Genomic DNA, 22,447 nt, shown 5'->3' on the forward strand with positions numbered 1-22,447 from the left:
CAACTTTCTCGCTCCACCGGGTCATAACTGCGTGGTTGCCGATGGAATATTGGCATTTACCGTGGTTCCAGCCCGATACGGAGATAAGCTCATGATTTTCAACGTACAAAATTTTGGCGCCAAAGGAGACGGTATTACCGATGACACTGCGGCCATCCAGGCTGCGATCGACGCGGCGGCCGCTGCGGGTGGGGGCCAGGTCTACATGCCGACCGGCACCTATATCGTTTCGGGTGGAGAGGAACCTTCAGACGGCTGCCTGATGCTCAAGAGCAACGTCTATCTGTACGGCGACGGCATGGGCGACACCACGGTCAAGCTGGCCGATGGCTCCGACACCAAGATCACCGGCATCATCCGCTCGGCCTATGGCGAGGAAACCCACGATTTCGGCGTCAGCAACCTCACCATCGACGGCAACCGCGACAGCACCACCGGCAAGGTCGACGGTTGGTTCAACGGCTATATCCCCGGCGAAGAAGGCTACGATTCCAACGTCACCCTCGACAGCGTCGAGATCAAGGATTGCTCCGGGTACGGCTTCGACCCCCACGAGCAGACCGTGAACATGGTCATCAAGAACAGCGTGTCCCACGGCAACGGCCTGGATGGCTTCGTGGCGGACTTCCTCAGTGACAGCACGTTCGAAAACAACGTCGCCTACAACAACGACCGCCACGGCTTCAACGTCGTCACCAGCACCCATGATTTCACCCTGACCAACAACATCGCCTACGACAACGGCGGCAATGGCATCGTGGTCCAGCGCGGCAGCGAGGACATCCCCTCCCCCAGCAACATCACCATCACCGGTGGCGAGGTCTATGGCAACGGCGCCGAAGGGGTGCTGATCAAGCTGTCCAGCGAAGTGACGGTCAGCGGCGTGGACATCCACGACAACGCCAGCGCCGGCATTCGCATCTACGGCAGCAACCACGTCGAGGTCATCGATAACACCCTCAACAACAACTCCCTGGGCGCACCGGTGCCGGAAATCATCATCCAGTCCTACGACGACACGCTGGGGGTCTCCGGGAAGTACTTCAACGGCAGCGACAACACGATCCAGGGCAACCTCATCACCGGCAGCGACCTGTCGACCTACGGCGTCGCCGAGCGCAACGAGGACGGCACCGACCGCAACGCCATCATCGCCAACACCATCAGCCACACCAGCAAGGGCGCCACGCTGGTCTATGGCGACGGCAGCTACGTCAGTGCTACGGTGCCCATGACCACGGTACAAGGCACTGCCGGCAACGACACCCTGCTGGGCAGCGCCGCCAGCGAGATTTTCTATGGCGGCGCGGGCAACGACACCATCAATGGCGCGGCCGGTGGCGACATTCTCGTCGGCGGCGCGGGCGTCGACAAGCTCACCGGCGGCACCGGGGCCGATACCTTCCGCTTCGGCAGCCAGTCCGACAGCTATCGCAACGCCACCACCAGCTTCGACGACACCATCACCGACTTCGACGTCACCCAGGACAAGATCGATCTCGCCGGCCTCGGTTTCACCGGCCTGGGCAACGGTCGTGGCGGCACCTTGCAAGTCAGCTACAACGCCAGCAGCGACCGCACCTACATCAAGGACTTCGACGCCGATGCCAGCGGCAATCGCTTCGAGCTGATCCTTTCGGGCAACCTGGCCAGCACCCTGACGGCGAGCAATTTCATCTTCAATCGCGTAATCACCGGTACCAGCGCCAGCGACTCGTTGCTGGGCAGCGATGCGGCCGACACCCTGCTGGGCCTGGCCGGCAACGACAGCCTCAGCGCCGGCGCAGGGGACGACAAGCTCGACGGCGGCGCCGGCATGGATACCCTCAGTGGCGGTGCCGGGGCGGACACCTTCGTGTTCGCCAACCGCCTGGACAGCTACCGCAACTACAACACCGGCGGCGCCAACCTGGGAGACCTGATCACCGACTTCAACGTCAGTGCCGACAAGCTCGACCTCTCGGCCATGGGCTTCACCGGCCTGGGCGACGGCAAGAACAACACCGTCTATCTGGTGCTCAACAGCGCCGGCACCAAGACCTACGTCAAATCCCTGGAGGCCGACGCCAACGGCAACCGCTTCGAAGTGGCGCTGGAGGGTAACTACCTCAACACCTTGACCAGCGCCAATTTCGTCTTCGCCGCGACCTCACCGACCAACCAGGCCCCTGTGCTGGCCACGCCCTTGCTGGACCAGAACGCCACCGAGAACACCCCGTTCAGCTACGTCGTACCGGCCACCAGCTTCACCGACCCGGACAACGACAGCCTCAGCTATACCGCCAGGCTCGCCAATGGCAACTCGCTGCCCGCCTGGCTGACCTTCGATGCCGCCACACGCACCTTCAACGGCACGCCTCCCGATACGGCATCGGGCACCTACTCGATCCAGGTCACCGCCACCGACGGCAGCAACGCCACGGTCAGTGACAGCTTCACCCTCGCCGTACAGGACGTGCCCACCGCCATTGTCATCAATGGCACGCCGAACAACGACACCCTGACTGGCACAGCGGCCAATGAACAGCTGTTCGGCGGCGCGGGCAACGACACCCTCAATGGCGGTGCCGGCAACGACATCCTGGTGGGCGGCACTGGCGTCGACAAACTCACCGGCGGCACAGGGGCCGATGTGTTCCGCTACACCTCGAAGCTCGACAGCTACCGCACCAGCTCCACCAGCGCCAGTGACCAGATCCTCGATTTCGACGTGGCCGCCGACAAGATCGATGTATCGGCCCTGGGCTATACCGGCCTGGGCAACGGGCTCAACGGCACCTTGCAGGTCACCTACAGTTCCTCCACCAACCGGACCTATCTCAAGGACCTGACGGTCGACGCCAACGGCAACCGGTTCGAGATCTCCATGGCGGGCAACCTCGCCAGCAGCCTGACGGCCAGTCACTTCGTCTTCGCCGACCAGACCACCCCCACCAACGTGGCGCCGGTGGTGGCCATCCCGCTCCTGGACCAGACGGCCAGTGAAAGCACGCCATTCACCTACACGGTGGCGAACAACAGCTTCACCGACGCCAACCAGGATGTGCTGACCTATACCGCCACCCTGGCCAACGGCAGCGCCCTGCCCGCCTGGCTGACATTCAATGCCACCAGCCTGACCTTCAGCGGTACGCCCACCAGTACCGCCGCGGGGACCTACGACGTACTGGTCAAGGCCACCGACCCGGCGGGCGCATCGGTCAGCGACAACTTCAGCCTGGCAGTGGCGGATGCCCCCGCCAACACCATCACCGGCACCAGCAATGGCGACAGCCTCAACGGTACGGCGGGCGCGGACCTGATCCTCGGCCTGGGCGGCGCCGACACGATCAAGGCCGGGACCGGTGCGGACATCATCGACGGTGGCGCCGGACGGGACTCGCTGTACGGTGGCGATGGGGTCGACACCTTCCGCTACAACAACCTGTCCGACAGTTATCGCGACTACGACACCGGCGGTGTCACGGCCACCGACACGATCTATGACTTCACCGTGGGCGTCGACAAGATCGACGTTTCGGGGCTGGGTTTGCTCGGCCTCGGCGATGGCAGCAACGGCACGCTGTACATGACCCTGAACGCGGCCGGCGACAAGACCTACATCAAGTCCGCCGAAGCCGACGCCGATGGCAATCGCTTCGAGATCGCCCTCAACGGCAACTACCTCAACACCCTCACCGCCAACGACTTCGTCTTCGGCGAGCGTGCCCAGCAGGACATCCTCTACCTGCCCACCCTTGGCCAATCCAATGCGCGCCTGCTGCGCATGACCGAGGACGACGACCAGTCCGGCACCTCGATGCTGGTCAATGACCTGAACCGCTACACCACCTACGACGTGCGCAGCCAGTTCACCGATGCCGATGGCAACGGCATCGACATCGCGGTCGGTGGCAGCACGGTCAACGGTCTGTCCACACTCAGCCCCGAGGAACTCCAGCTGTGCTGGTGGCTGACAGACACCAACCAACCCGGGCCGGCACTGTTGCGAGCGGTGACGTTGCTGCGCGACCAGCGCACCGAACTGCAGGCGATCGACAACGTCACCATGGGCATCATCTGGGGCCAGGGCGAGGAAGCCGCCCAGGAGATCGCCCGTTCCACCGACAAGGCCGCGGCGGCTGCGGCGTACAAGGCCGCGACCTTGAAAGTCTTCGATTACCTGCACGCCCAGTTCGGCAATTTCAATGTGTACCTGATGGAGACCGGCCACTACGAGCAGGACGCGGCCCGGGCCCGCGGCTATTCGCAAGAGAAGATCGCTTCCATCGTCGAAGGCGTCGGTTATGTCCGCGCCGCCCAGGAAGCCATCGCCGCCGAACGTGCCGACGTCAAGCTGGCGGTGGACTACAACGATCTGCCCCTGCGCTATGAAGTCGATCCACTGGTGTACCCGGACGATGTCTGGCACCTGCACGAGGAATCGGCGGAGATCGTCGGCCAGCGCCTGGCGGATTACATTGCCAATGACCTGGGCTTCCAGGGCAACCCCAACGACAACAACAGCGTGCAGGACATTTTCGACGGTGCCCAGAACGAAGGCGGGATGATCTCCGGCACTGACCAGGACGACACCCTGGTGGGCAGCTCGGGCAATGACACCCTCGATGGCGACCTGGGCGCCGACACCCTGACCGGGGGCGATGGCAACGACATCTATGTGGTCGACAATGCCCTCGACAGCGTGGTGGAAACCAACACCTCGACCGCGCAGATCGATACAGTGCAGGCCTCGGTCAGTTGGACCCTGGGAGCCAATCTCGAGAACCTGGTGCTCACCGGTGTGTCGCAGATCGACGGTACCGGCAATGAACGCCGCAACTTCATCACCGGCAATGCCGCCAACAACGTGCTGGACGGCGCCGCCGGGGCCGACAGCATGAGCGGTGGCGACGGCAACGACGGTTACTTTGTCGACAACGTCGACGACAGCGTGATCGAGACCAACGGCAATGCGCTGACAGGCGGGATCGACAGCGTGCACAGCAGCCTGGCGACCTATACCTTGGGCAACAACGTCGAGAACCTGTATGTCGATGGCACCGGCGCCGCCAACGGCACCGGTAATGCCCTGGACAATACGCTGTTCGCTGGCGCCGGCAACAACGTCCTGGATGGACGCGACGGCAATGACACGGCCAGTTTTGAACGCACCTTGTCCGGCGTAACCGTCAACCTCTCGACGTCTGCGCAACAGAACACCGTGGGCTCGGGGCTCGATACCTTGAAATTCATCGAGAACCTGAAAGGAAGCGCCTACGCCGACACGCTGTCGGGAAACAGTGCGGCGAACATCCTGGATGGAGGGGCCGGCAACGATACGCTGGTGGGCGGTTCGGGCGATGACCGGCTGATCGGCGGCGCGGGCACCGACAACCTCACCGGTGGCACGGGCGCCGACACCTACGCGTTTGGTGCGCTGTCGGACATGGGCGTCGGGGCTCTGCGCGATGTGATCAGTGGCTTCAAGAGCGCGGAGTTCGACAAGTTGGACCTCACCGGCCTGGACGCCAACCCGTTGACCGCCACGGTCGATGCCTTCACCTTCATCGGCAGCAATGCCTTCGACGCCAGCAACGCCACCGGCCAATTGCGCTTCGCCGATGGCATTCTCTACGGCAGTGTCGACGCCGACGCCACCGCCGAGTTCGAGTTCGAACTGGTGGGGGTCAAGGAGCTGCATGCCAGCGACTTCACCGCCTGAATCAAGCCCCCAGGTCAAACGGTGGGGGCGAGCTTGCTCGCAATGACGGCGGCAGATCCAGCATGGATGCTGACTGACCCACCGCTATCGCGAGCAAGCTCGCTTCCACAGGAGCCTGCTGTGCCTGAAAACCTGAAGGCAGGCACGGCGCCTGGACGATTTTCTTGTGGCGAACCTGACCCCTGGACTGTCTAGAACAGGCCTTGCACCTGCGCCAGTACCGCGCGATTCATCTGGCCGGTATGGGTGTGCAGGCTGACGTAGCTTTGCAGCATGTCGAGCTTGGTGTCGAGCAGGTCTCGACGGGCCTGGAAGACGCGCTGCTGGGCATCGAGGATGTCCACGGTGGAACGCACGCCGCCCTGGAAACCTTTTTCTGTCGAGGTCAATGCCCGCTGGTTGGACTCCACCGCCCTTTGCATCGCCTTGCTCTTGGCGAACCCGGCCACCACGCCCATGTAGTCGGTTTCGATATCCTCGGCCAGTTGCTGGCGCTGTACGTCATAGTCCGACTGGGCGCCGGCCAGTTGCGCTTCGGCCTTGGCCACCGAGGCGCGTACCGCGCCGCCGCGATACAACGGGATATCCAGCTGCACACCAACGTAATAGGTGTCCTGGCGAGGATCGAGCTCCTGGTATTGACGGGTTTCCCGACGGGTCAGCTGAGTGGTCAGCGACAAGGTCGGATAATGCCCGGCGCGCTGGCTCTCGGCCTGCGCCTCGGCCACCTTGACCGCCGCCAGCCGGGCCGCCAGCTCGGGGCTGGCCTGGCGGGCGATGGCGGTCCAGTAGCCCAGGTCCTGCTCGGGCGGCAGCGGGCTGCTGGCGGCCAGCTCCTCGCGCATCGGCTGGATGTCTTCGATGGGCACGCTGGCCCGGCCCGACAACGCCCGCAGCGCAGCCACCCGTCGTGCCTGTGCCTCGGCTTCCTGGGCCTCGACCAGGTCCAGGCGGGCCTGGGCTTCATCGATATCGGTCACCGCCCCCTGCCCCCCCTGGAACAGCTTCTTGCTCTGTATGACCAGCCCATTGATGGCGGCCTTCTGCTGGGCGATCAGCTTGATTTCGTTCTCGGCCCGGGCGACGTCGAAGTAGGCCTTGGCAACCCGGTCGTACAGGGCCTGGTCAGCGACATCGAACTGTTGGCTGCCCAACTGACCACGGGCCTTGCCTTCCTGGTAGGCCGCCCAGCGGGCCTTGTCATAGAGCGGCTGCTGCGCCGCCAGGGTGACGTTGTTGGCCTGGTAGTCGTTGCTGTTGACGTAGGTGCTGTCATCGCCACCATCGGTGCGTCCGCCATAACCATAACGGGAAGTCAGGGACACCTGCGGATAGAGCCCGCCACGCCCGATCGCCTCTTCATGGCGCGAGGCTTCGAATGCGTGGGCCGCCGACTGCACGGTCGGATCGTTGAGACGCGAAGCATCGTACGCCGCAATCAGGCTCAGGCCGTCCTCGGCGGCCCACGAGGGGCTGATCGCCGCCCAACCGCTGCACCACAGGCTCAACAGCATCCGGCGACGATAAAGCCAACGGTCAGTCATGCTCATTCCTCCTTGAAGGCCGCCAGCAAGCGTTCGCGCAAAGGTTTCATCAGGTAATTCATCAGGGTTCGCTCGCCGGTCACCACGGTGACGTCGGCCAGCATGCCGGGGCGCACCTGCAACCCGGCGGCCTGCAGCGCGGCGACCGTGTCGGCGGCGATCTCGACCTTGGCGGAGAAGTACGGCAGGTGCGTCTGCTCATCGATCAACTGGTCCGCCGACACCGTACTCACCGTGCCCGTCACCGTCGGGGTGTCCACCCGTTGCAGGGCGGTGAAATGCACATGCACCGGCAAGCCCGGTCGCAGCTTGTTGGCCATCAGCGGCTCGAAGCGGGCAGTGATGGCCATGGGCGCATCCAGCGGTACCACCTGCATCAGGGTCTGGCCGGCCTGGGCGACGCCACCGACCGTGTGAATGTTAAGGTCCATGACCTGCCCGGCCGTCGGCGCGCGGATGGCACCGTTATCGACTTCGAACTGCAAGGCACGGATCTGGTCGGCGTATCCCGCGACTTCGGCAGACACTTCGCTGAGCTGGGTCTCGGCGTCGCGACGAAACTCCTGTTGCGCCTGCAAGGCCTTGAGCCGACTCTCGTTGATGGCCTGCCGGGTCCTGCCGATGTCGCCGACCCCGGAGGCGATCTGGCCGGCCAGTTGCGCCGCGTTGCGCTCGGCCTCGAAGAGTTTGTTGCGCGGGACATAGCCTTCACGGGCCAGGTCACGCAGGCCTTCCAGTTCCTGTTGCTGGAACCGCATCTGCGCGTCGTAGTTGCGCTTCACGCCCTCATAGCCGAGCAATTGCTGCTGCAACGCGGCCACTTCGTGTTCGATGATCTGCAAGCGGCTGCCCAACTCTGCGCGACGGGTCAGGAACAACTGGCTCTGCAGTGCCATGGCGGCCTTGACTCGAGGCTCTTCGGCGCGCTCCAGCAATTGCGTCGGCCATTGAATCTGCGAAGCGCCCAGGCGCTCGGCGATCAAGCGTGCCTCGATGCTCCGGCCGTTGAGCAGCTTGCCCAGGGTCACGTCCAGTTGCGACTGCGCCTGCACCGTGTTGAGCTGCACCAGCAATTGGCCCTGGCTGACACGATCGCCATCGCTCACCAGCAGTTTTTCCACCACGCCCCCCACCAGCGACTGCACCGCCTTGCGCTCGCCCGCCACCACCACGGTGCCGCTGCCCACCACGCCCTGGTCCAGCGGTGCCAGACAGGCCCAGAGCAAGGCGCCGCCGAGTGCCAGCACCAGGAACCCCACGCCATATCGCGCCGCCGCACCGGCATCGGTGCTGGCGCCGGGCAGCACACTGACGTTGCGCACGCTCATCCCATGCTCGCTGTACACCTGTTTCCCCGGAGTCAGATCACGCATCTTCGCCGGCCTCCTTGACCGTGGCCGGTCGCGGCCCCGGCATCAGCGCCTTGAGCACCCGGTCACGGGGCCCGAACGCCTGTTGGATCCCGTCCTTGAGCACCAGGATGTGATCGACCACCGCCAGTACGGTGGGTCGATGGGTGATCAGCACCACGGTGCTGCCGGAAGACTTCAACGCGTTGATGGCCTGCACCAGCGCCAGCTCGCCGGCTTCATCGAGATTGGAATTGGGTTCGTCGAGCACGACCAGGGACGGGTGCCCATACAATGCCCGGGCCAGGCCGAGGCGTTGTTTCTGTCCACCGGACAAGCCAAGCCCGCCGGGGCCCAGCGGCGTGTCATAGCCCAGGGGGAATCTCAGGATCATTTCGTGGATGCCGGCGTGGCGGCTGGCGGCGATGATCTTGTCGGCGTCCTGCTCGCCGAAGCGCGCGATGTTGTCCGCCACGCTGCCGTCGAACAGTTCGATGTCCTGCGGTAGATAACCCAGGTGCGGGCCCAGGGCGTCGGCGGACCACTGACTGATCTCGGCGTTGTCCAGGCGCACCGAGCCGCCCAGGGGCGGCCATACGCCAACCAGTGCCCTGGCCAGGGTCGACTTGCCGCTGGCGCTGGGCCCGACCACCGCGAGCACGTCCCCTTTGTTCAAGCTGAAGTTGATCCCCCGCACTATCGGCTGAGAAGCCCCGGGCGCCCCGACATACAGTTGCTCCAGGCGCACCGCGCCGGTCGGCGGTGGCAACGGCATGCGCAGGCGCTCGCGCGGATGCTGGGCCAGCAACTGGCTCAGGCGCTGGTAGCTCTGGCGTCCGGCATTGAACTGCTTCCACGAACCGATGGCGATTTCCACCGGTGCCAGGGCTCGACCCAGCAGCAGCGACATCGCGATCATCATGCCCGCCGACAGTTGCCCTTCGAGCACCAGCAACGCGCCCAGCCCCAAGGCCAGGGACTGTCCGGAGATGCGCACGAAACGGGTTGTCGATGTGATACGGGCACTGCGGTCGCTGGCGTGGGCCTGGGCGGCAATGATGCGTTGCTGCAACAGGCTCCAGCGCTGACGCAATGGCCCAAGCATGCCCAGGGCCTGGATCACTTCGGCGTTATGCAGCGTGCTGTTGACGTAGACCGCCGACTGCACGCCCAGCCGGTTGGCTTCGCCCAGGCGCGCCCGCGTCGCCAGTTCGCCCCACAGCGCCAGACCGATGAGCACCAGGGCCAGCACCAGCGTGAGCACGCCGAACCAGGGATGGAAGATGAACGCCACCAGCAGGAAGATCGGCAGCCAGGGCGCATCGAGCAAGGCGATCAGCCCCTGGCCGGTAATCAACTGCCGCAGCGTGGCCAGGTCGCTGAGCACCTGGGCCGGGTTGGCGTTGTGCTCGCGCAGGCTACGGGCGAACGCGGCGTCGAAGATCCGCTCGCCCAGGGCATCGTCGAGCCCGGCGCTCATGCGGATCATCACCTCGCCGCGGACCCACTCGATCAAGGCACTGAACATGAACAGCCCCAGGGCGATCAGGGTCAGCATGAACAACGTGGTTTCGTTGCGACTGGTCAGGACACGGTCGTAGACCTGCATCATGTACAGCGAAGGCACCAGTACCAGCAGGTTGATCACCCCACTGAACAGTGCCAGAGCCCAGAACACGCGGCGATAACTCAACAAGGCGGCATCGATGTCATGCCGCGGATCGAGAAGCAAACCCATAGTTGTGCAACCCGCAAAAGGAATAGTCGGTCCAGGACGCAATCCATCGCGAGTTATTTGCCCGAAGGCGCGTGTGCCCCATGCAGCTGACGTGCCGCCATCAGGCGCGATCCTCATCGCCATAGGCGCCAATTACTGACAACGCAAGCACGGGTTAGTGCCGGTTCGCAGGGTGGGGTTTCAAATGCGGGTGACGGGCGGATGCCGGGCACCCGAGAGCTGTTTCAGGGTTGAAACAGCTTGGGGACGAAGGCCCCGACAGGGCCTTCGCAGTGTGTAGGTTACGAACCCAGGGAAACGGCGCCTTTCGCCTGGGAATGCTGCCGCGATGTCACCAGCCCGATGAAGGAAATGGCCAGCGCCAGGCCCAGGGTCGTGCTCACTTCGCTACGGTGTTCTGGGGTGATCATCATGACGGCCAGCGCCGCCGAGATGAACACGATGACCAGCCAGGTCAGCCAGGGAAACAACCACATGCGAAAGGACAACTCGACGTTCTGGCGACGCAGCATGCGGCGCATGCGCAGTTGCGAGATGGCGATCACCAGGTACACCAGCAAGGCGATGGCCCCGGAACTGGCGAGCAGGAACTGGAACAGCCCGGCGGGCATGAAGTAGCTGAACAGCGTGATGCCGGCGCCCAGCACGGTGCTGGCAATGACTGCCGCCCTCGGCACACCCTGGGAGGATGTCACCTTCAGCGACTTCGGCGCATCGCCGCGCCGGCCCAGGGAGTACAGCATGCGCGAGGCAATGTAGATCGAGGAATTCATGCAACTGGCCACGGCGATCAGCACCACCGCATCCACCAGGAACTTGGCATGGGGAATGTTCATCAGCTCCAGGGCGCGTTGGTAGGAACCCACCGAAGCCAGCTGCGGATCGTTCCAGGGCACCACGGAGATGACCACGAAGATCGACAGCAGGTAGAACACCCCGATGCGCCAGATCACCGAGCGGGTCGCCTTGGCGATGTTCTGCGCGGGATTATCGGATTCGGCCGCGGCGATGGTCACCGCCTCCGTGCCGATGAAACTGAACATGATGGTGATGAAAGCCCCTACCACCGCCGACAGGCCGTTGGGGGCGAAACCGCCGTGCTCCTGCATCAGACGACTCAAGCCGCTGGCTTCCCGCTCCGGGATCCAGCCCATCAGCACGGCGAACCCCAGGGAAATGAAACCGATGATCGCCACGACCTTGGCCATCGCGAACCAGAACTCGAACTCGCCATACTTGGATACGCTGAACAGGTTCGTCACCGCCAGCGCGACAATCGACACCGAGGCGAAGAACCAGGCGTCGATGGAGGGAAACCATTGGTTCAATACATGCCCGGCGGCCAGGGCCTCGATGGGGATCACCAGCACCCAGAACCACCAATAGAGCCACCCGATGGTGAACCCCGCCCAGCGCCCGATGGCCTGGTCGGCGTAGGTTGAAAAGGAGCCGGTGTCCGGGCGTGCCACCGCCATCTCCCCGAGCATCCGCATCACCAGTACCACCAGCAGGCCGGAAAACAGATAGGCCAGCAGGACGGCGGGCCCCGCCGCCGCGATGGCGTGTCCCGATCCCACGAATAAACCGGCGCCGATAATCCCGGCGATGGAGAGCATGGTGACGTGACGAGGCTTGAAGCCCTGCGCCAGGTGGCCGTTCGAATCCTTGAAACTGGGGCTGGTCATTTTCTTATTCTCTTGTGGCGGCATGAGGCGTGCAGGGCAATGGTCGGTGCCTGGGTACTCGCTCCTCCTGAAAAGCGGCACCTGAATGAGTATTCGCCACCGTCTCGTACGGGCGCACGGCGGTGGAAGCTGCGCCACGGTACCTGTCTTTCCTCACCAGTCAGTTAGCTGTATGCGTCGGGTTTGTGCCTGTTCTCGCCACTCAATACATGGCATTTTGCCCAGGCCGGTAGGGTCGAATGCCCCCATAATCCCCGTGGCCGGCGGGCTCGTGTCGAAATAATCGCTTTAAATATTTTATCGGGTTAAGTATTTTGAAAAGATCCCCGGGGCCATTCGATGCCAGTCTCGCGTCCACAGGTTGCGCAAATCCCGACTGACCATCGCACCACCCTGCTCTACCCAACGACAAGGATTCTTCGTGAGCGGATTGCGTGAACGACAAAAAGCCGAACGACGCCAGGCCATCAGCAAGGCGGCCATCGAACTGTTCGAGCGCCAAGGCTTCCAGGACACCACCATCGAGCAGATCGCCAGCCAGGCCGGCGTGTCGGCCCCCACGGTGTTCAAGTACTTCGGCAACAAGCAGGAGATCATCCTCGAGATCCTGCACGAGGCCGACCAGCGAGCCCTCAAGGACACTCGCAGCCGGATGCCTGAAATAGAGGATCCGGTCGAAGCCCTTTGTTATCTGGAACGCTTGCTGACCGGGTACGCCCTGGAAGTCATGCACCCCAGCCTCTGGCGCGAATTGCTGCCACTGATCCTGTTCGGTGGTGACAACGGATTGCCGGAAGGCTATCGAGCCATGAACGACGCGCTCAGGGCCGAGATCAGCGGGCTGATCAGGGCGTTGCAGCAGGCCGGCAAGCTGCGCGCCGACCTCGACGTCGAACTGGCCGCCTTCCTGCTGAACGACTATTCGCACCTGCAATTGTACCGACTGGTCAACCAGGAGCAGCCGGATGTCGAGGCTCATTCCACCCAGGTCAGGCGCATCACCGAACTGCTGTTCCAGGGGATGCGCGCCTGAAGCGGGATGATCCGCGGGGTCATGGCGGGCCCGGCGGTATAAGCCGGGCCGCGGGGCTCAACGCCGGGTCTTGATGGCGGTCCAGGTGCGAGTGCGAATCCGCTCCACCGCTGCCGGCACGGGCTCCAGGGCGAACAGGGTCTTGCGTGCGTCGTCCGGTATATACATCGCCGGGTCGTTGCGGATTTCGGCATTCACCAGCGCCGTGGCGTCCTTGTTGGGGTTGGGGTAGCCGATCTTGTTGCTGATCCGGGCGATGACATCCGGGCGCAGGATGTAGTTGATGAAGGCGTAGGCTTCCTGGGTGTGGGGAGCGTTGGTGGGCACCATCATCACGTCCGACCACATCGGCGCGCCTTCCCTGGGCAACGCCATTTCCACCTTGACCCCTTTGCCGGCCGCGTCGGCCAGTCGCCTGGCCAGGGCGACACCACCCGACCAGCCCACCCCGACGCAGATTTCACCATTGGCCAGGTCCATGCCATAGCGCGATGAATTGAAATAGGTGATGTAGGGACGGACCTTGAGCATTGCCGCCTGGGCCCGTGGGTAGTCCTCGCGTTTCTGGCTGTTGGGATCCAGGCCCTGGTAGTGCAGGGCAATCGGTACGATTTCATTGGCGGCGTCGAGCAACCCGACACCACAACTGGCCAGCCTGGCCATGTTCTCTTCCTTGAAGAGGATGTCCCAGGTGTTCATCTGCACGTCGGCACCCAGTACTTTGCGGACCATGTCGACGTTGTAGCCGATCAATGTCGTGCCCCACAGGTACGGCGTCGCGTAACGGTTGCCCGGGTCACCCACCGCTTCGAGGGACTTCATGAATTCCGGGTCCAGGTGCTGCCAGTTCGGCAATTGGCTGCGATCCAGGGGCTGGACCGCTCCGGCGGCGATCAGGTGACTGATGTTGGAACTGCTCGGGTACACCACGTCGTACCCGGAGTTGCCGGTCAACAGTTTCGATTCCAGGGTCTCGACGCTGTCGAAGACGTCGTAGATCGGCCGAATCCCGGTTTCTTCCTGGAAGCTCTTCAGGATTTCTGGCGGCAGGTACTCGATCCAGTTGTAGATCCGCACCGTCCGTTCCTCGGCAAGGGTCGCCCCGCATACCGACAAGGAAACGGCTGCACCCAGCAAGGTGTTACGCAAAAATCTGTTCATGATCAGACACTCCAACGCGGCCCCGGGGCTCGCGGCACTTAATAGCGATAGGTGAGATAGAGTTCCAGCGCGCTGAATTTGCGGTCGTCTCCGAACACTTGCCTGGCCGCGGCCATTGGCTTGACCCAGTTATAGGAGAGCGAGGTGGAGAGCGATTTCGACGCCGCCCAATCCAGGAACACGACGCTCTCGTCGGCGAAGCGCCGATCACTGACCGCGGCTCCCATGTAGTTTTTTTCGTCCAGCCAGAACTGGTAGTGAATCGCCCCGAGCGTCAGGGTTTCGTTCAGATGCGTCTTGAGGGAAAACTGCTGGACGTTTTCGTTGCTGTTGAACAGCAGGTAATTGCCGACGACATCTCCCACCAGCCACGTCCCCCAGTCGATGAAGCCTTTGCTGAGGGGATCCCAGGACGCCTGGCGGTTATCGGTGAGGTCGCTGTCACCGGAAAAGCTGGCGTAGCGATAACCCAGGACCGGCGTCAACGGCAAGGTGTCGAAGGCATAGTCCGCCTGGCCATACCAGGCCTTGGCGGCGTAATCGACCCCGGCCCCGCTGCCGCGCTGCAGTGCGTATTCGGCATTGAGCGTCAGCGCTGGCAGGCCCGGCACCTTGGCATTGAGCGCCCGGACGTTGTAGACCCGCATGCCATCCCGGCTCAAGGGCGTCGAACCCTGGGGGGCCAGGGAGTCGATCTTCATGGCCATGGCGCCCAGCGTCACCCGGTCATCGAGGTTGTAGTCCAGGTTGACGCCGGTCATCCGCAAATCACCCATGTCATCATCGGTGCGCAAGGTGAATGCCTGGGTTTTCAACGCACCGTGATCCCAGGCCAGGATCGCGGAATCCTTGAAGGCCGTCCTGGGGGCGAGCCAATAGGCACCGTCCTCGAGCTGGTCGAGATTACCGTCCATGACAATGAAGCCATTGCCGATCATGTAGTTCTGCCGGCCAGCGGTGAATGTCCACTCCCCGGCCCGGAAACCGCCGTACAGTTCCTCGAGGGCCACATCACCATCGGAGCTGCGGGTGAAACCGCCGGCATCGCCATCGCCAAGGGTGGTGGCCGCCACGAGCGAACCACCGGCCAGCAGGCTGAAGTCCGGCTGCAAGGCGTAGTCCAGCGTGGCACCGGGCTTGACGTAGAACTCCTGCCAGTCGATTTTCGTGCCGCCGTTGCTTCGGCTGCGCATGTCCACCCGGCCACTGCCGAAGTTGACGTTGCGCGTAGAGAGGGTCGCCGCACCGGCGGTCAGGTTGACTTCGCCCTTGAGGGCGCCCTCCTCGAAGGTATAGCCCGCCCAGGCAACCTGGGCGGCCAGGGGTAAGCCGAACGCCAAGAGCGTCCGGGACCAACGTGTCATGCAAACCATATGAAGCTCCTGTTTGATTTATTGTTGTTACAGGGCAGTGAATGGCGGCGCAGGGCCTCGCCAACACCTGGCCAGGCCAGGTGAACGGAACGCGAATTCTTGTAATAGAGGGATGTGGTCAGCGAGTCAGGTGCGCGGCGATGGCTCGCAGCATGCGCACGCTGTCACCGTCGAACGGGCTGACGGCTTCGCTGAGGGACGATTGCTTGACGATCACCACACCGGACGGTTTGTCGACGAACAGGTACTGGCCGTGGATGCCACCGGCCATCAATGCCTGGCTGTGGTCGTTGAAGACGTACCACTGGCTACGGTAGGACGCGCCGGGGGTCCATGTGCTGAAGTCCGGGGATGTGGCGTAGACCGCGGGGTCGGCGCCAGCGAGGATGCCGGCGATGGCCTCGCTCGATAGCAGCTGCCGTCCGGCGTGGCGGCCCTCGTTGGCCAGCAATCGCCCGAACCGCGCCATGTCCCGCAACGTCGCACTGAAGCCGGCACCGGCAACATTGCGCCCCCAGGGGTCGGCCATGAAATAGCCGTCGCGCTCACAGCCCAACTGACTCCAGATGTCCTGCAACAACTCATGGCAAGCCCTGCCGCAGGCACGTTCCATGACCCAGGCCAACGCTTCGGTGGTGGCCGTCACATAGTGGAAGAAACCACCGTGGCTGCCGCGTTTGCGCAGGCTCGGCAAGTACTCGTACAAGGATTCGAACTGCCCGTACTGCACCGGTGCCGGCTGGAAACCGCAGGCATAACCGTACTGGGAACTCTCGGAATCAGGGTCTTCATAGACCTCGCTGTAATCGATGCCCACGGCCATGTCGAACAGCTGGCGCACCGTTGCATCGGCAAATGCGCTGCCGGCCAGTTCCGGTACGTAATGGGCCGCAGGCAATGCGGTATCCAGCAAACCCTCGCAGACCAGCTGCTCGCCCAGGGTGCCGATCAGCGACTTGGTCACCGAGAACATGATGTGCCGGTCCTGGGGACGCTGACCATTGAAATAGCGTTCGTAGAGCACCGTGTCGCCCTGCATCACCAGGAAAGCGTCGGTCTGGCTGGCAAGCAGATGCTCGATCACACTGATGCTCAAGCCACATTCGCTGTTGAAGTGCAGTTGGTCCAGCGGCTGCGGTGCCTGCTGCAACGGACTGACCGGCGCGGCCCCTGCCTGCACGTCGATGGACGGCCGCAGACGCGCCAGGTTGCGGAAACCCCATTGATTGAACGGAGCGCGCATCCAGTTATGCCAGGTCACCCGGCGTTGAGGTTCAGGCGGAAAGCCTTGCATGAATGAAGATGGGGAACGTGGGTCGGACGATTCGATCGCCTCGACGTAGAGACTGGCCAACGAAGGCACGGCGTTCTGACTCATCGGGTTGCCCCTGAAAAGTGACTCTGCGTGAAAGCAGATGCGGGGAAATAATTACTCGGTATTTATTTTTAGTAAATAAAATTTTTTACCGCACTTTATTTTATTTGGATCCACCCCAGAGGCCGAATCATTCGTGTGTCGGCTTAAGCAAATGCCTAAAAGTTATTTTATCTACAATTTTTATATCATTTAGATTAGCCCTCACGCCGAATGCCTCGCGCGGTGCAGCCATCAGGGAGCGTTGGCCGGCGCCTCACTTCAGCCACTGCGAACTCATAGGAATGGGCACTCATGCAGCTTCTAACGCTTCCATCTTCTCCCGACCTGGCGACCTCGATCCGCGCCACGGCCCAGGTCTTCGAAGACGCCTCCTCCCGCGCCCTGCTGGCCCACCTGCAGCAAGTGGCCCCCAGTGACGCCAGCGTCCTGATCATCGGCCAGACCGGTACCGGCAAGGAACTGGTGGCGCGCCACATACACAGCCTCAGCGCTCGCCGCGACAAGCCGTTCGTCGCGGTCAACTGCGGGGCGTTTTCCGAATCGCTGGTGGAAGCCGAATTGTTCGGCCACGAGAAAGGCGCCTTCACCGGAGCATTGGCGGCCAAGGCAGGCTGGTTCGAGGAAGCCGACGGCGGCACGTTGTTCCTCGATGAAATTGGCGACTTGCCGTTGCCGATCCAGGTCAAGCTGCTACGGGTACTGCAGGAACGGGAGGTGGTCCGCCTGGGCTCGCGCAAAAGCATCAGGATCGACGTGCGTGTGTTGGCTGCCACCAACGTTCAGCTGGAAAAAGCCATCGACGCCGGGCACTTTCGCGAAGACCTGTATTACCGCCTGAATGTGGTCAGCCTGGCACTCAAGCCCTTGCGCGAACGCCCCGGCGATATCCTGCCGTTGATAAGTCACTTCATCGCCCAATACAGCCGCCGGTTGGGCCGTGGCGAGGCGACGCTGGATGCCGAGGCGCAGCGCAAGTTGCTCGACTATGCCTGGCCGGGGAACATTCGCGAGCTGGAAAACGTCATCCATCACACGCTGCTGATTTGCCGTAGCGACGTAATCGGCGTGCAGGACCTGCACTTGTCCAACTGGCGCATCGAGCGCCAGGACAACCCACCGCAACGCGAGCCCCAAAGCGCAGAGGCACTGTTGCAAAAAGCCCTGGAGAAACTGCTCGAACAAGAGCATGGCAAGCTGTATGAAACGGTGGAAGCCGAACTGCTGCGTGCCGCCTATCGATACGCCAACCGCAACCAAGTTCACACCGCCAGCCTGTTGGGCCTGAGTCGCAATGTCACCCGCACGCTCTTGATCAGGATTGGCGAATTGGTGGTCAACAAACGCCGCCCCGCGCTGAGCGCCCGGGACGGCCGGCTGGTCAATCTATCGACCTGATGGCTCCCTGGCCGGGGGCGCGTACGAAGGGTCGCCGAGCGACGATCCGACGAAGCGAAAACAGGCGAGCAAGCGCACTCACGCACGAGCCTGTCTTCAACCCAGCCTGATCGTCGGGCAGGCACTTTCGTACGAAGCCTAGGCAACCGCCGCCGTTCTGGTCGCCACTTTGCCTTGCTCCAGCTCGCGTACCAACGGCAGGACCCGGCGACCGAAATACTCGACCTCCTCCTGGAAATGCAGGAAGGCGGCCAACACCAGGTCTACACCCACGGCCTTCAAGGCAACGATACGTTCGGCAATCTGCTGGGGGGTGCCGATCAGGTTGGTCTTGAAGCCGTCGTTGTACTGCACCAGGTCTTCGAAGCTGGACCTGGCCCAGTTGCCCTCGCCTTCGGGGCTTGCCTTGCCGGCCTGCCTGGCCGCGTCACCGAACGCGTTGACGGCTTCGGGATCGGCCTGGTCAATGATCTGGGCCAGCACCGCACGGGCTTCTTCCTCGGTGTCGCGGGCAATGACGAAGGCGTTCACGCCGACCTTGACCGTGTGGTGGTTGGCCGCCGCTTTGGCCCGCAGGTCGTCGACCTGGGCCTTGACCCCTTCCACCGTGTTGCCGTTGGTGAAGTACCAGTCGGATACCCGGGCGGCCATGTCCCGCGCGGCCCGGGAACTGCCGCCCTGGAAAATTTCCGGGTGCTGCTGCAGGGGCTTGGGCTTGAGGGTGTAGCCGTTGAAACGATAGAAGTCGCCGCGGAAAGTGAAGTTGTCGGTGGTCCAGATGCCCTTGAGCGTGGTGATGAATTCCTCCGAACGACGATAGCGTTCATCGTGCTCCAGCCAGGGTTCGCCGATAGCGGTGAATTCGCCCTTGAACCAGCCGGACACCACGTTGATCGCCACGCGACCGCCGGTGAGCTGATCGATGGTCGCGATCTGCTTGGCCAGCACCGAAGGCGTCCATGGTCCGGGCAACACCGCCGCAATCACTTTCAACTTCGTGGTGGCCGCCAGCAAGGCGTGGCTGAAAGCCACCGATTCATGCTGGTACTCGGCGCCATAGCCGGCGGTAAAACGAATCTGGGTCAGGGCGTAGTCGAAGCCGGCATCCTCGGCGATCTGTGCCAGCTTACGGTTGTAATCGATTCCCCAGTCGGTGCGTTGCGGTATCTTGCTGACCACCAGTCCGCCGCTGACATTGGGCACCCAGTAGGCAAACTTGATCGTGTCCTGGCTCATTGCGTGTACTCCCGGCTCGTTGAGATATAGGCGTGCTCGCCTCTGTACAACCGCTGGAGCAGCAACCGTGCCACTTACGTTTTTCATTTGTTTTCAATGAGTTGATTCTATCCCTCAAGTTAATACTGTCGTGCGGCGGGCAGGCTGTCGGATCGCTGTTGCACAGCCAACACCCGGCGCCGCCCGGCGCAAGCTGCTTGACTGTTGCCACACCCACAGTCGCCAGGCAGATTGCCCGCAGCACGACAGCCCGACACCAGCATCAATCCGGCAAACGTCCCGTTTGCGCAGGTTTCGGCCACCGGGCATGGAGCATGCAACGGTGTCCTTGACGGCAGATCTTCGCCCTGCCGCCCTTTCGTCCTCAGAAGGAACACTGCCATGACCGCACAGCAACAACACCTGCCGCCGACCCTGTCCACCGGTACCGACTACGAAGCCTTGGCCGAACGGTTCCGGCCGATCTTCGCGCGCATCCAGGCCGGCGCGCTGGAGCGCGAGCAGACCCGCAGCCTGCCCTTCGAGCAAGTGAAATGGTTGAAGGAGGCCGGGTTTGGCGCCATTCGCGTCCCGGTCGAATACGGCGGCGCCGGCGCCTCGTTACCGCAACTGTTGCAATTGCTGATCGAACTGGCCGAAGCCGATTCCAACCTGCCCCAGGCCCTGCGCGGGCACTTCGCTTTTGTCGAGGATCGCCTCAATGCCCAGGCGACCAGCCCGCAGGACGTCTGGTTCAAGCGCTTCGTCGACGGCGAACTGGTGGGCAATGCCTGGACTGAAGTCGGCGCCGTGAAAATCGGCGAAGTCCTCACCCGGGTTTCCCGTCAGGATGATCGATGGGTGGTCAACGGCAGCAAGTACTACAGCACCGGTAGCATCTTCGCCGACTGGATCGACCTGTATGCCCAGCGTGACGACAACGGCGCCGACGTGATCGCCGCCGTACGTGTGAATCAGCCGGGTGTCAGGCAGAGCGATGACTGGGACGGCTTCGGTCAACGCACCACCGGCAGTGGTACTTCGGTGTTCGACAACGCCGTGGTGGAAGCGCAGAACCTCATCGACTTCTCCACCCGTTTCAAGTACCAGACCGCTTTTTACCAACTGGTGCTGCTCGCCGTGCAGACAGGCGCCGGACGTGCCGCCGTCCGGGACATTACCGAGCAAGTGCGCCAGCGCACGCGGGTGTTCAGCACCGGCAACGCCAGTGAAGTGAGCCAGGATGTGCAAGTACAGCAGGTGATCGGCAAGGCATCGGCCCAGGTCTATGCCGCCGAAGCCACGACCCTGCGCGCCGCCGCTGCTTCGCAACGAGCCTATGAAAGTCGCTTCAGCCAGAACGCCGAGACCGAGCACACCGCCAACATTGCCGCCGAACTGGAGTCGGCCCAGGCCCAGGTGGTGGTGGCCGACCTGGCCTTGCGCGCCACCAGCGAGGTGTTCAACGCACTGGGCGCGTCGGCCACCAGCACCAGCAAGGCCCTCGATCGCCACTGGCGCAACGCCCGGACCGCGGCTTCGCACAACCCGCTGATCTACAAGGAACGCATCATTGGCGACTGGGAAATCAACGGGACGGAGCCGCCGTATGTCTGGCAGATTGGTGGCGGGTCGAAGCAGCGTTGAATTCGCCTTGGAGCATTCATCGGTGGGGCATCAGCGATTGTTACGCAGGATGGAGAAATTCAACGTGGCGGCCACGCAAAGCCATGCCAGGTAGGGAAACAGGATCAACCCTGTGATCACGTCCAGGCGCAACGCCAACACCACCATCGCCGCGACCACCAGCCAGAGCAGCGCGATGACCACCATACCGGCGAGCACCTGGTGGGCCCCGAAGAATACCGGGGTCCACAGGGTGTTCAACGCAATCTGCGCCGCCCATAACGCCAGCGCCTGCTGGCTTCCCGGTATCATGCTCAGCCGGTAGCCCGCCCATGCGAGCAACAGGTAGATCACTGTCCAAGCCACGGGAAACAGCCAGTTGGGGGGTGTGAAGCGTGGCTTGACGAGGGACTCGTACCATTGTCCTGGCTTGAAAATGACGCCAGTACTTGCGGCGGCACAGCAGGCGAGAAGAAAAATGAAGAAGGTCATTGGCGGTCCTTGGCTGGGCGGATGGGAAACATGACAGGCAGCGGTTGACTACACTCCATCGCCATGTACTTCTTTCAAAGACTCGCTGGCCCTCGTATAAATTCAACACCGATTCGTACCCCATGCGGGCGTGCGTTATCCCGAGCGTTTGACGGGCATCCATCTCAACTACATCCCCGGTGCCTATCGCCCGCCCCTTGGCGAAAACGACCCGCCGCCGACAGAAGAAGAAACGGCTTTCCTGCACCGTGCCGCGGCCTTCAGCGAAGCCGAAGGCGCCTATGCGCACATCCAGCGTACCAAGCCGCAAACCCTGGCCGTGGGCCTGAGCGACTCTCCGGCGGGATTGCTGGCCTGGATGGGGGAAAAGGTGCTGTCGTGGTGCGATACGAAACCGGCCATCAGTCACGAATGGCTCCTGACCAATGCGATGCTGTACTGGCTGACGAACTGCATAGGCTCGTCGTTCCGCCCTTATGTGGAAGGAAGCCGGCGGCCCTTGCTGTTCAAGAGCGGCGAGCGCGTGCAACCGCCGCTTGGGGTCGCGGCGTTTCCCAGGGAGCTGCCGCTGCCGCCACGTAGCTGGGTGGAGCGCTGCTACAACGTGCAGCGCTGGACCCAGATGCCACGCGGTGGCCACTTTGCCGCGCTGGAGCAGCCGGCGTTGCTGGCAGAGGATATCAGGGCGTTTTTCCGGCCATTGCGTGCGGTGTGACGGCACGCACTACCTGTCCCTGAAACGTTCACGAAGCGG

At 62.9% G+C, this 22,447-nt stretch carries 14 protein-coding genes; 5 read left to right on the forward strand and 9 right to left on the reverse strand.

Annotated features, from left to right (window positions below; genetic code table 11):
• Positions 1-91: 91 nt before the first annotated feature.
• Complete coding sequence (locus BLP99_RS17215; protein ID WP_092181181.1) at positions 92-5,704, forward strand: putative Ig domain-containing protein; 5,613 nt, start codon at positions 92-94, stop codon at positions 5,702-5,704.
• A 191-nt stretch (positions 5,705-5,895) separates the two neighbouring features.
• On the opposite strand, the gene BLP99_RS17220 is transcribed toward BLP99_RS17215, so the two are convergent.
• From BLP99_RS17220 to gabP, 4 genes are all read right to left on the reverse strand, one after another.
• Entirely contained in the window at positions 5,896-7,248 is a 1,353-nt protein-coding gene (locus BLP99_RS17220) for a TolC family outer membrane protein (RefSeq protein ID WP_072396684.1), read from the reverse strand.
• 2 nt (positions 7,249-7,250) lie between these two features.
• Entirely contained in the window at positions 7,251-8,621 is a 1,371-nt protein-coding gene (locus BLP99_RS17225; protein WP_092181184.1) for an HlyD family type I secretion periplasmic adaptor subunit, read from the reverse strand.
• A complete protein-coding gene (locus BLP99_RS17230; RefSeq protein ID WP_072396680.1) occupies positions 8,614-10,335 on the reverse strand; it encodes a type I secretion system permease/ATPase in 1,722 nt (573 codons plus the stop codon). The genes BLP99_RS17225 and BLP99_RS17230 overlap by 8 nt, the downstream gene beginning before the upstream one ends.
• A 281-nt stretch (positions 10,336-10,616) precedes the next feature.
• Complete coding sequence (gene gabP / locus BLP99_RS17235) at positions 10,617-12,020, reverse strand: GABA permease (RefSeq protein ID WP_072396667.1); 1,404 nt, start codon at positions 12,018-12,020, stop codon at positions 10,617-10,619.
• A gap of 421 nt (positions 12,021-12,441) precedes the next feature.
• Here gabP and BLP99_RS17240 point away from each other — a divergent pair, with 421 nt between their 5' ends.
• Complete coding sequence (locus BLP99_RS17240; RefSeq protein ID WP_072396665.1) at positions 12,442-13,053, forward strand: TetR/AcrR family transcriptional regulator; 612 nt, start codon at positions 12,442-12,444, stop codon at positions 13,051-13,053.
• 57 nt (positions 13,054-13,110) lie between these two features.
• On the opposite strand, the gene BLP99_RS17245 is transcribed toward BLP99_RS17240, so the two are convergent.
• The 3 genes from BLP99_RS17245 to BLP99_RS17255 all read right to left on the reverse strand — a co-directional run bounded on the left by BLP99_RS17245 (position 13,111) and on the right by BLP99_RS17255 (position 16,965).
• Positions 13,111-14,214 (reverse strand): polyamine ABC transporter substrate-binding protein, encoded by a 1,104-nt coding sequence (locus tag BLP99_RS17245; protein WP_072458959.1) that lies wholly within the window; start codon positions 14,212-14,214, stop codon positions 13,111-13,113.
• A gap of 38 nt (positions 14,215-14,252) precedes the next feature.
• Complete coding sequence (locus tag BLP99_RS17250; protein ID WP_072396661.1) at positions 14,253-15,587, reverse strand: alginate export family protein; 1,335 nt, start codon at positions 15,585-15,587, stop codon at positions 14,253-14,255.
• Between the two features lie 118 nt (positions 15,588-15,705).
• Positions 15,706-16,965, reverse strand: coding sequence for a serine hydrolase domain-containing protein (locus BLP99_RS17255; protein WP_092181187.1), 1,260 nt, complete (start codon positions 16,963-16,965; stop codon positions 15,706-15,708).
• 291 nt (positions 16,966-17,256) lie between these two features.
• Between BLP99_RS17255 and BLP99_RS17260 the strand changes: the two genes are divergently transcribed.
• On the forward strand, positions 17,257-18,360 hold the full coding sequence (locus BLP99_RS17260) for a sigma-54 interaction domain-containing protein (protein WP_072458961.1): 1,104 nt from the start codon (positions 17,257-17,259) through the stop codon (positions 18,358-18,360).
• 138 nt (positions 18,361-18,498) lie between these two features.
• On the opposite strand, the gene sfnG is transcribed toward BLP99_RS17260, so the two are convergent.
• Complete coding sequence (sfnG, locus tag BLP99_RS17265) at positions 18,499-19,596, reverse strand: dimethylsulfone monooxygenase SfnG (RefSeq protein ID WP_072396656.1); 1,098 nt, start codon at positions 19,594-19,596, stop codon at positions 18,499-18,501.
• A 381-nt stretch (positions 19,597-19,977) separates the two neighbouring features.
• Between sfnG and BLP99_RS17270 the strand changes: the two genes are divergently transcribed.
• Complete coding sequence (locus BLP99_RS17270) at positions 19,978-21,222, forward strand: acyl-CoA dehydrogenase family protein (protein WP_092181190.1); 1,245 nt, start codon at positions 19,978-19,980, stop codon at positions 21,220-21,222.
• 30 nt (positions 21,223-21,252) lie between these two features.
• On the opposite strand, the gene tspO is transcribed toward BLP99_RS17270, so the two are convergent.
• Entirely contained in the window at positions 21,253-21,693 is a 441-nt protein-coding gene (gene tspO / locus BLP99_RS17275; protein WP_072458964.1) for a tryptophan-rich sensory protein TspO, read from the reverse strand.
• A 130-nt stretch (positions 21,694-21,823) separates the two neighbouring features.
• Between tspO and BLP99_RS17280 the strand changes: the two genes are divergently transcribed.
• Entirely contained in the window at positions 21,824-22,408 is a 585-nt protein-coding gene (locus tag BLP99_RS17280; protein WP_256327877.1) for an alpha/beta fold hydrolase, read from the forward strand.
• Positions 22,409-22,447 lie beyond the last annotated feature (39 nt).

The sequence above is a fragment of the Pseudomonas sp. NFACC32-1 genome, assembly GCF_900101215.1.
In the GTDB taxonomy this organism is placed as follows: domain Bacteria; phylum Pseudomonadota; class Gammaproteobacteria; order Pseudomonadales; family Pseudomonadaceae; genus Aquipseudomonas.

What these genes read in the sequence shown, in the direction of transcription:
- BLP99_RS17220 (WP_072396684.1), bottom strand. Translation starts at nt 7,248, where the DNA reads ATGACTGACCGTTGGCTTTATCGTCGCCGGATGCTGTTGAGCCTGTGG.
- sfnG (WP_072396656.1), bottom strand. Translation starts at nt 19,596, where the DNA reads ATGAGCCAGGACACGATCAAGTTTGCCTACTGGGTGCCCAATGTCAGC.
- BLP99_RS17230 (WP_072396680.1), bottom strand. Translation starts at nt 10,335, where the DNA reads ATGGGTTTGCTTCTCGATCCGCGGCATGACATCGATGCCGCCTTGTTG.
- BLP99_RS17245 (WP_072458959.1), bottom strand. Translation starts at nt 14,214, where the DNA reads ATGAACAGATTTTTGCGTAACACCTTGCTGGGTGCAGCCGTTTCCTTG.
- BLP99_RS17225 (WP_092181184.1), bottom strand. Translation starts at nt 8,621, where the DNA reads ATGCGTGATCTGACTCCGGGGAAACAGGTGTACAGCGAGCATGGGATG.
- BLP99_RS17255 (WP_092181187.1), bottom strand. Translation starts at nt 16,965, where the DNA reads ATGAGTCAGAACGCCGTGCCTTCGTTGGCCAGTCTCTACGTCGAGGCG.
- BLP99_RS17250 (WP_072396661.1), bottom strand. Translation starts at nt 15,587, where the DNA reads ATGGTTTGCATGACACGTTGGTCCCGGACGCTCTTGGCGTTCGGCTTA.
- tspO (WP_072458964.1), bottom strand. Translation starts at nt 21,693, where the DNA reads ATGACCTTCTTCATTTTTCTTCTCGCCTGCTGTGCCGCCGCAAGTACT.
- BLP99_RS17260 (WP_072458961.1), top strand. Translation starts at nt 17,257, where the DNA reads ATGCAGCTTCTAACGCTTCCATCTTCTCCCGACCTGGCGACCTCGATC.
- BLP99_RS17215 (WP_092181181.1), top strand. Translation starts at nt 92, where the DNA reads ATGATTTTCAACGTACAAAATTTTGGCGCCAAAGGAGACGGTATTACC.
- gabP (WP_072396667.1), bottom strand. Translation starts at nt 12,020, where the DNA reads ATGACCAGCCCCAGTTTCAAGGATTCGAACGGCCACCTGGCGCAGGGC.
- BLP99_RS17270 (WP_092181190.1), top strand. Translation starts at nt 19,978, where the DNA reads ATGACCGCACAGCAACAACACCTGCCGCCGACCCTGTCCACCGGTACC.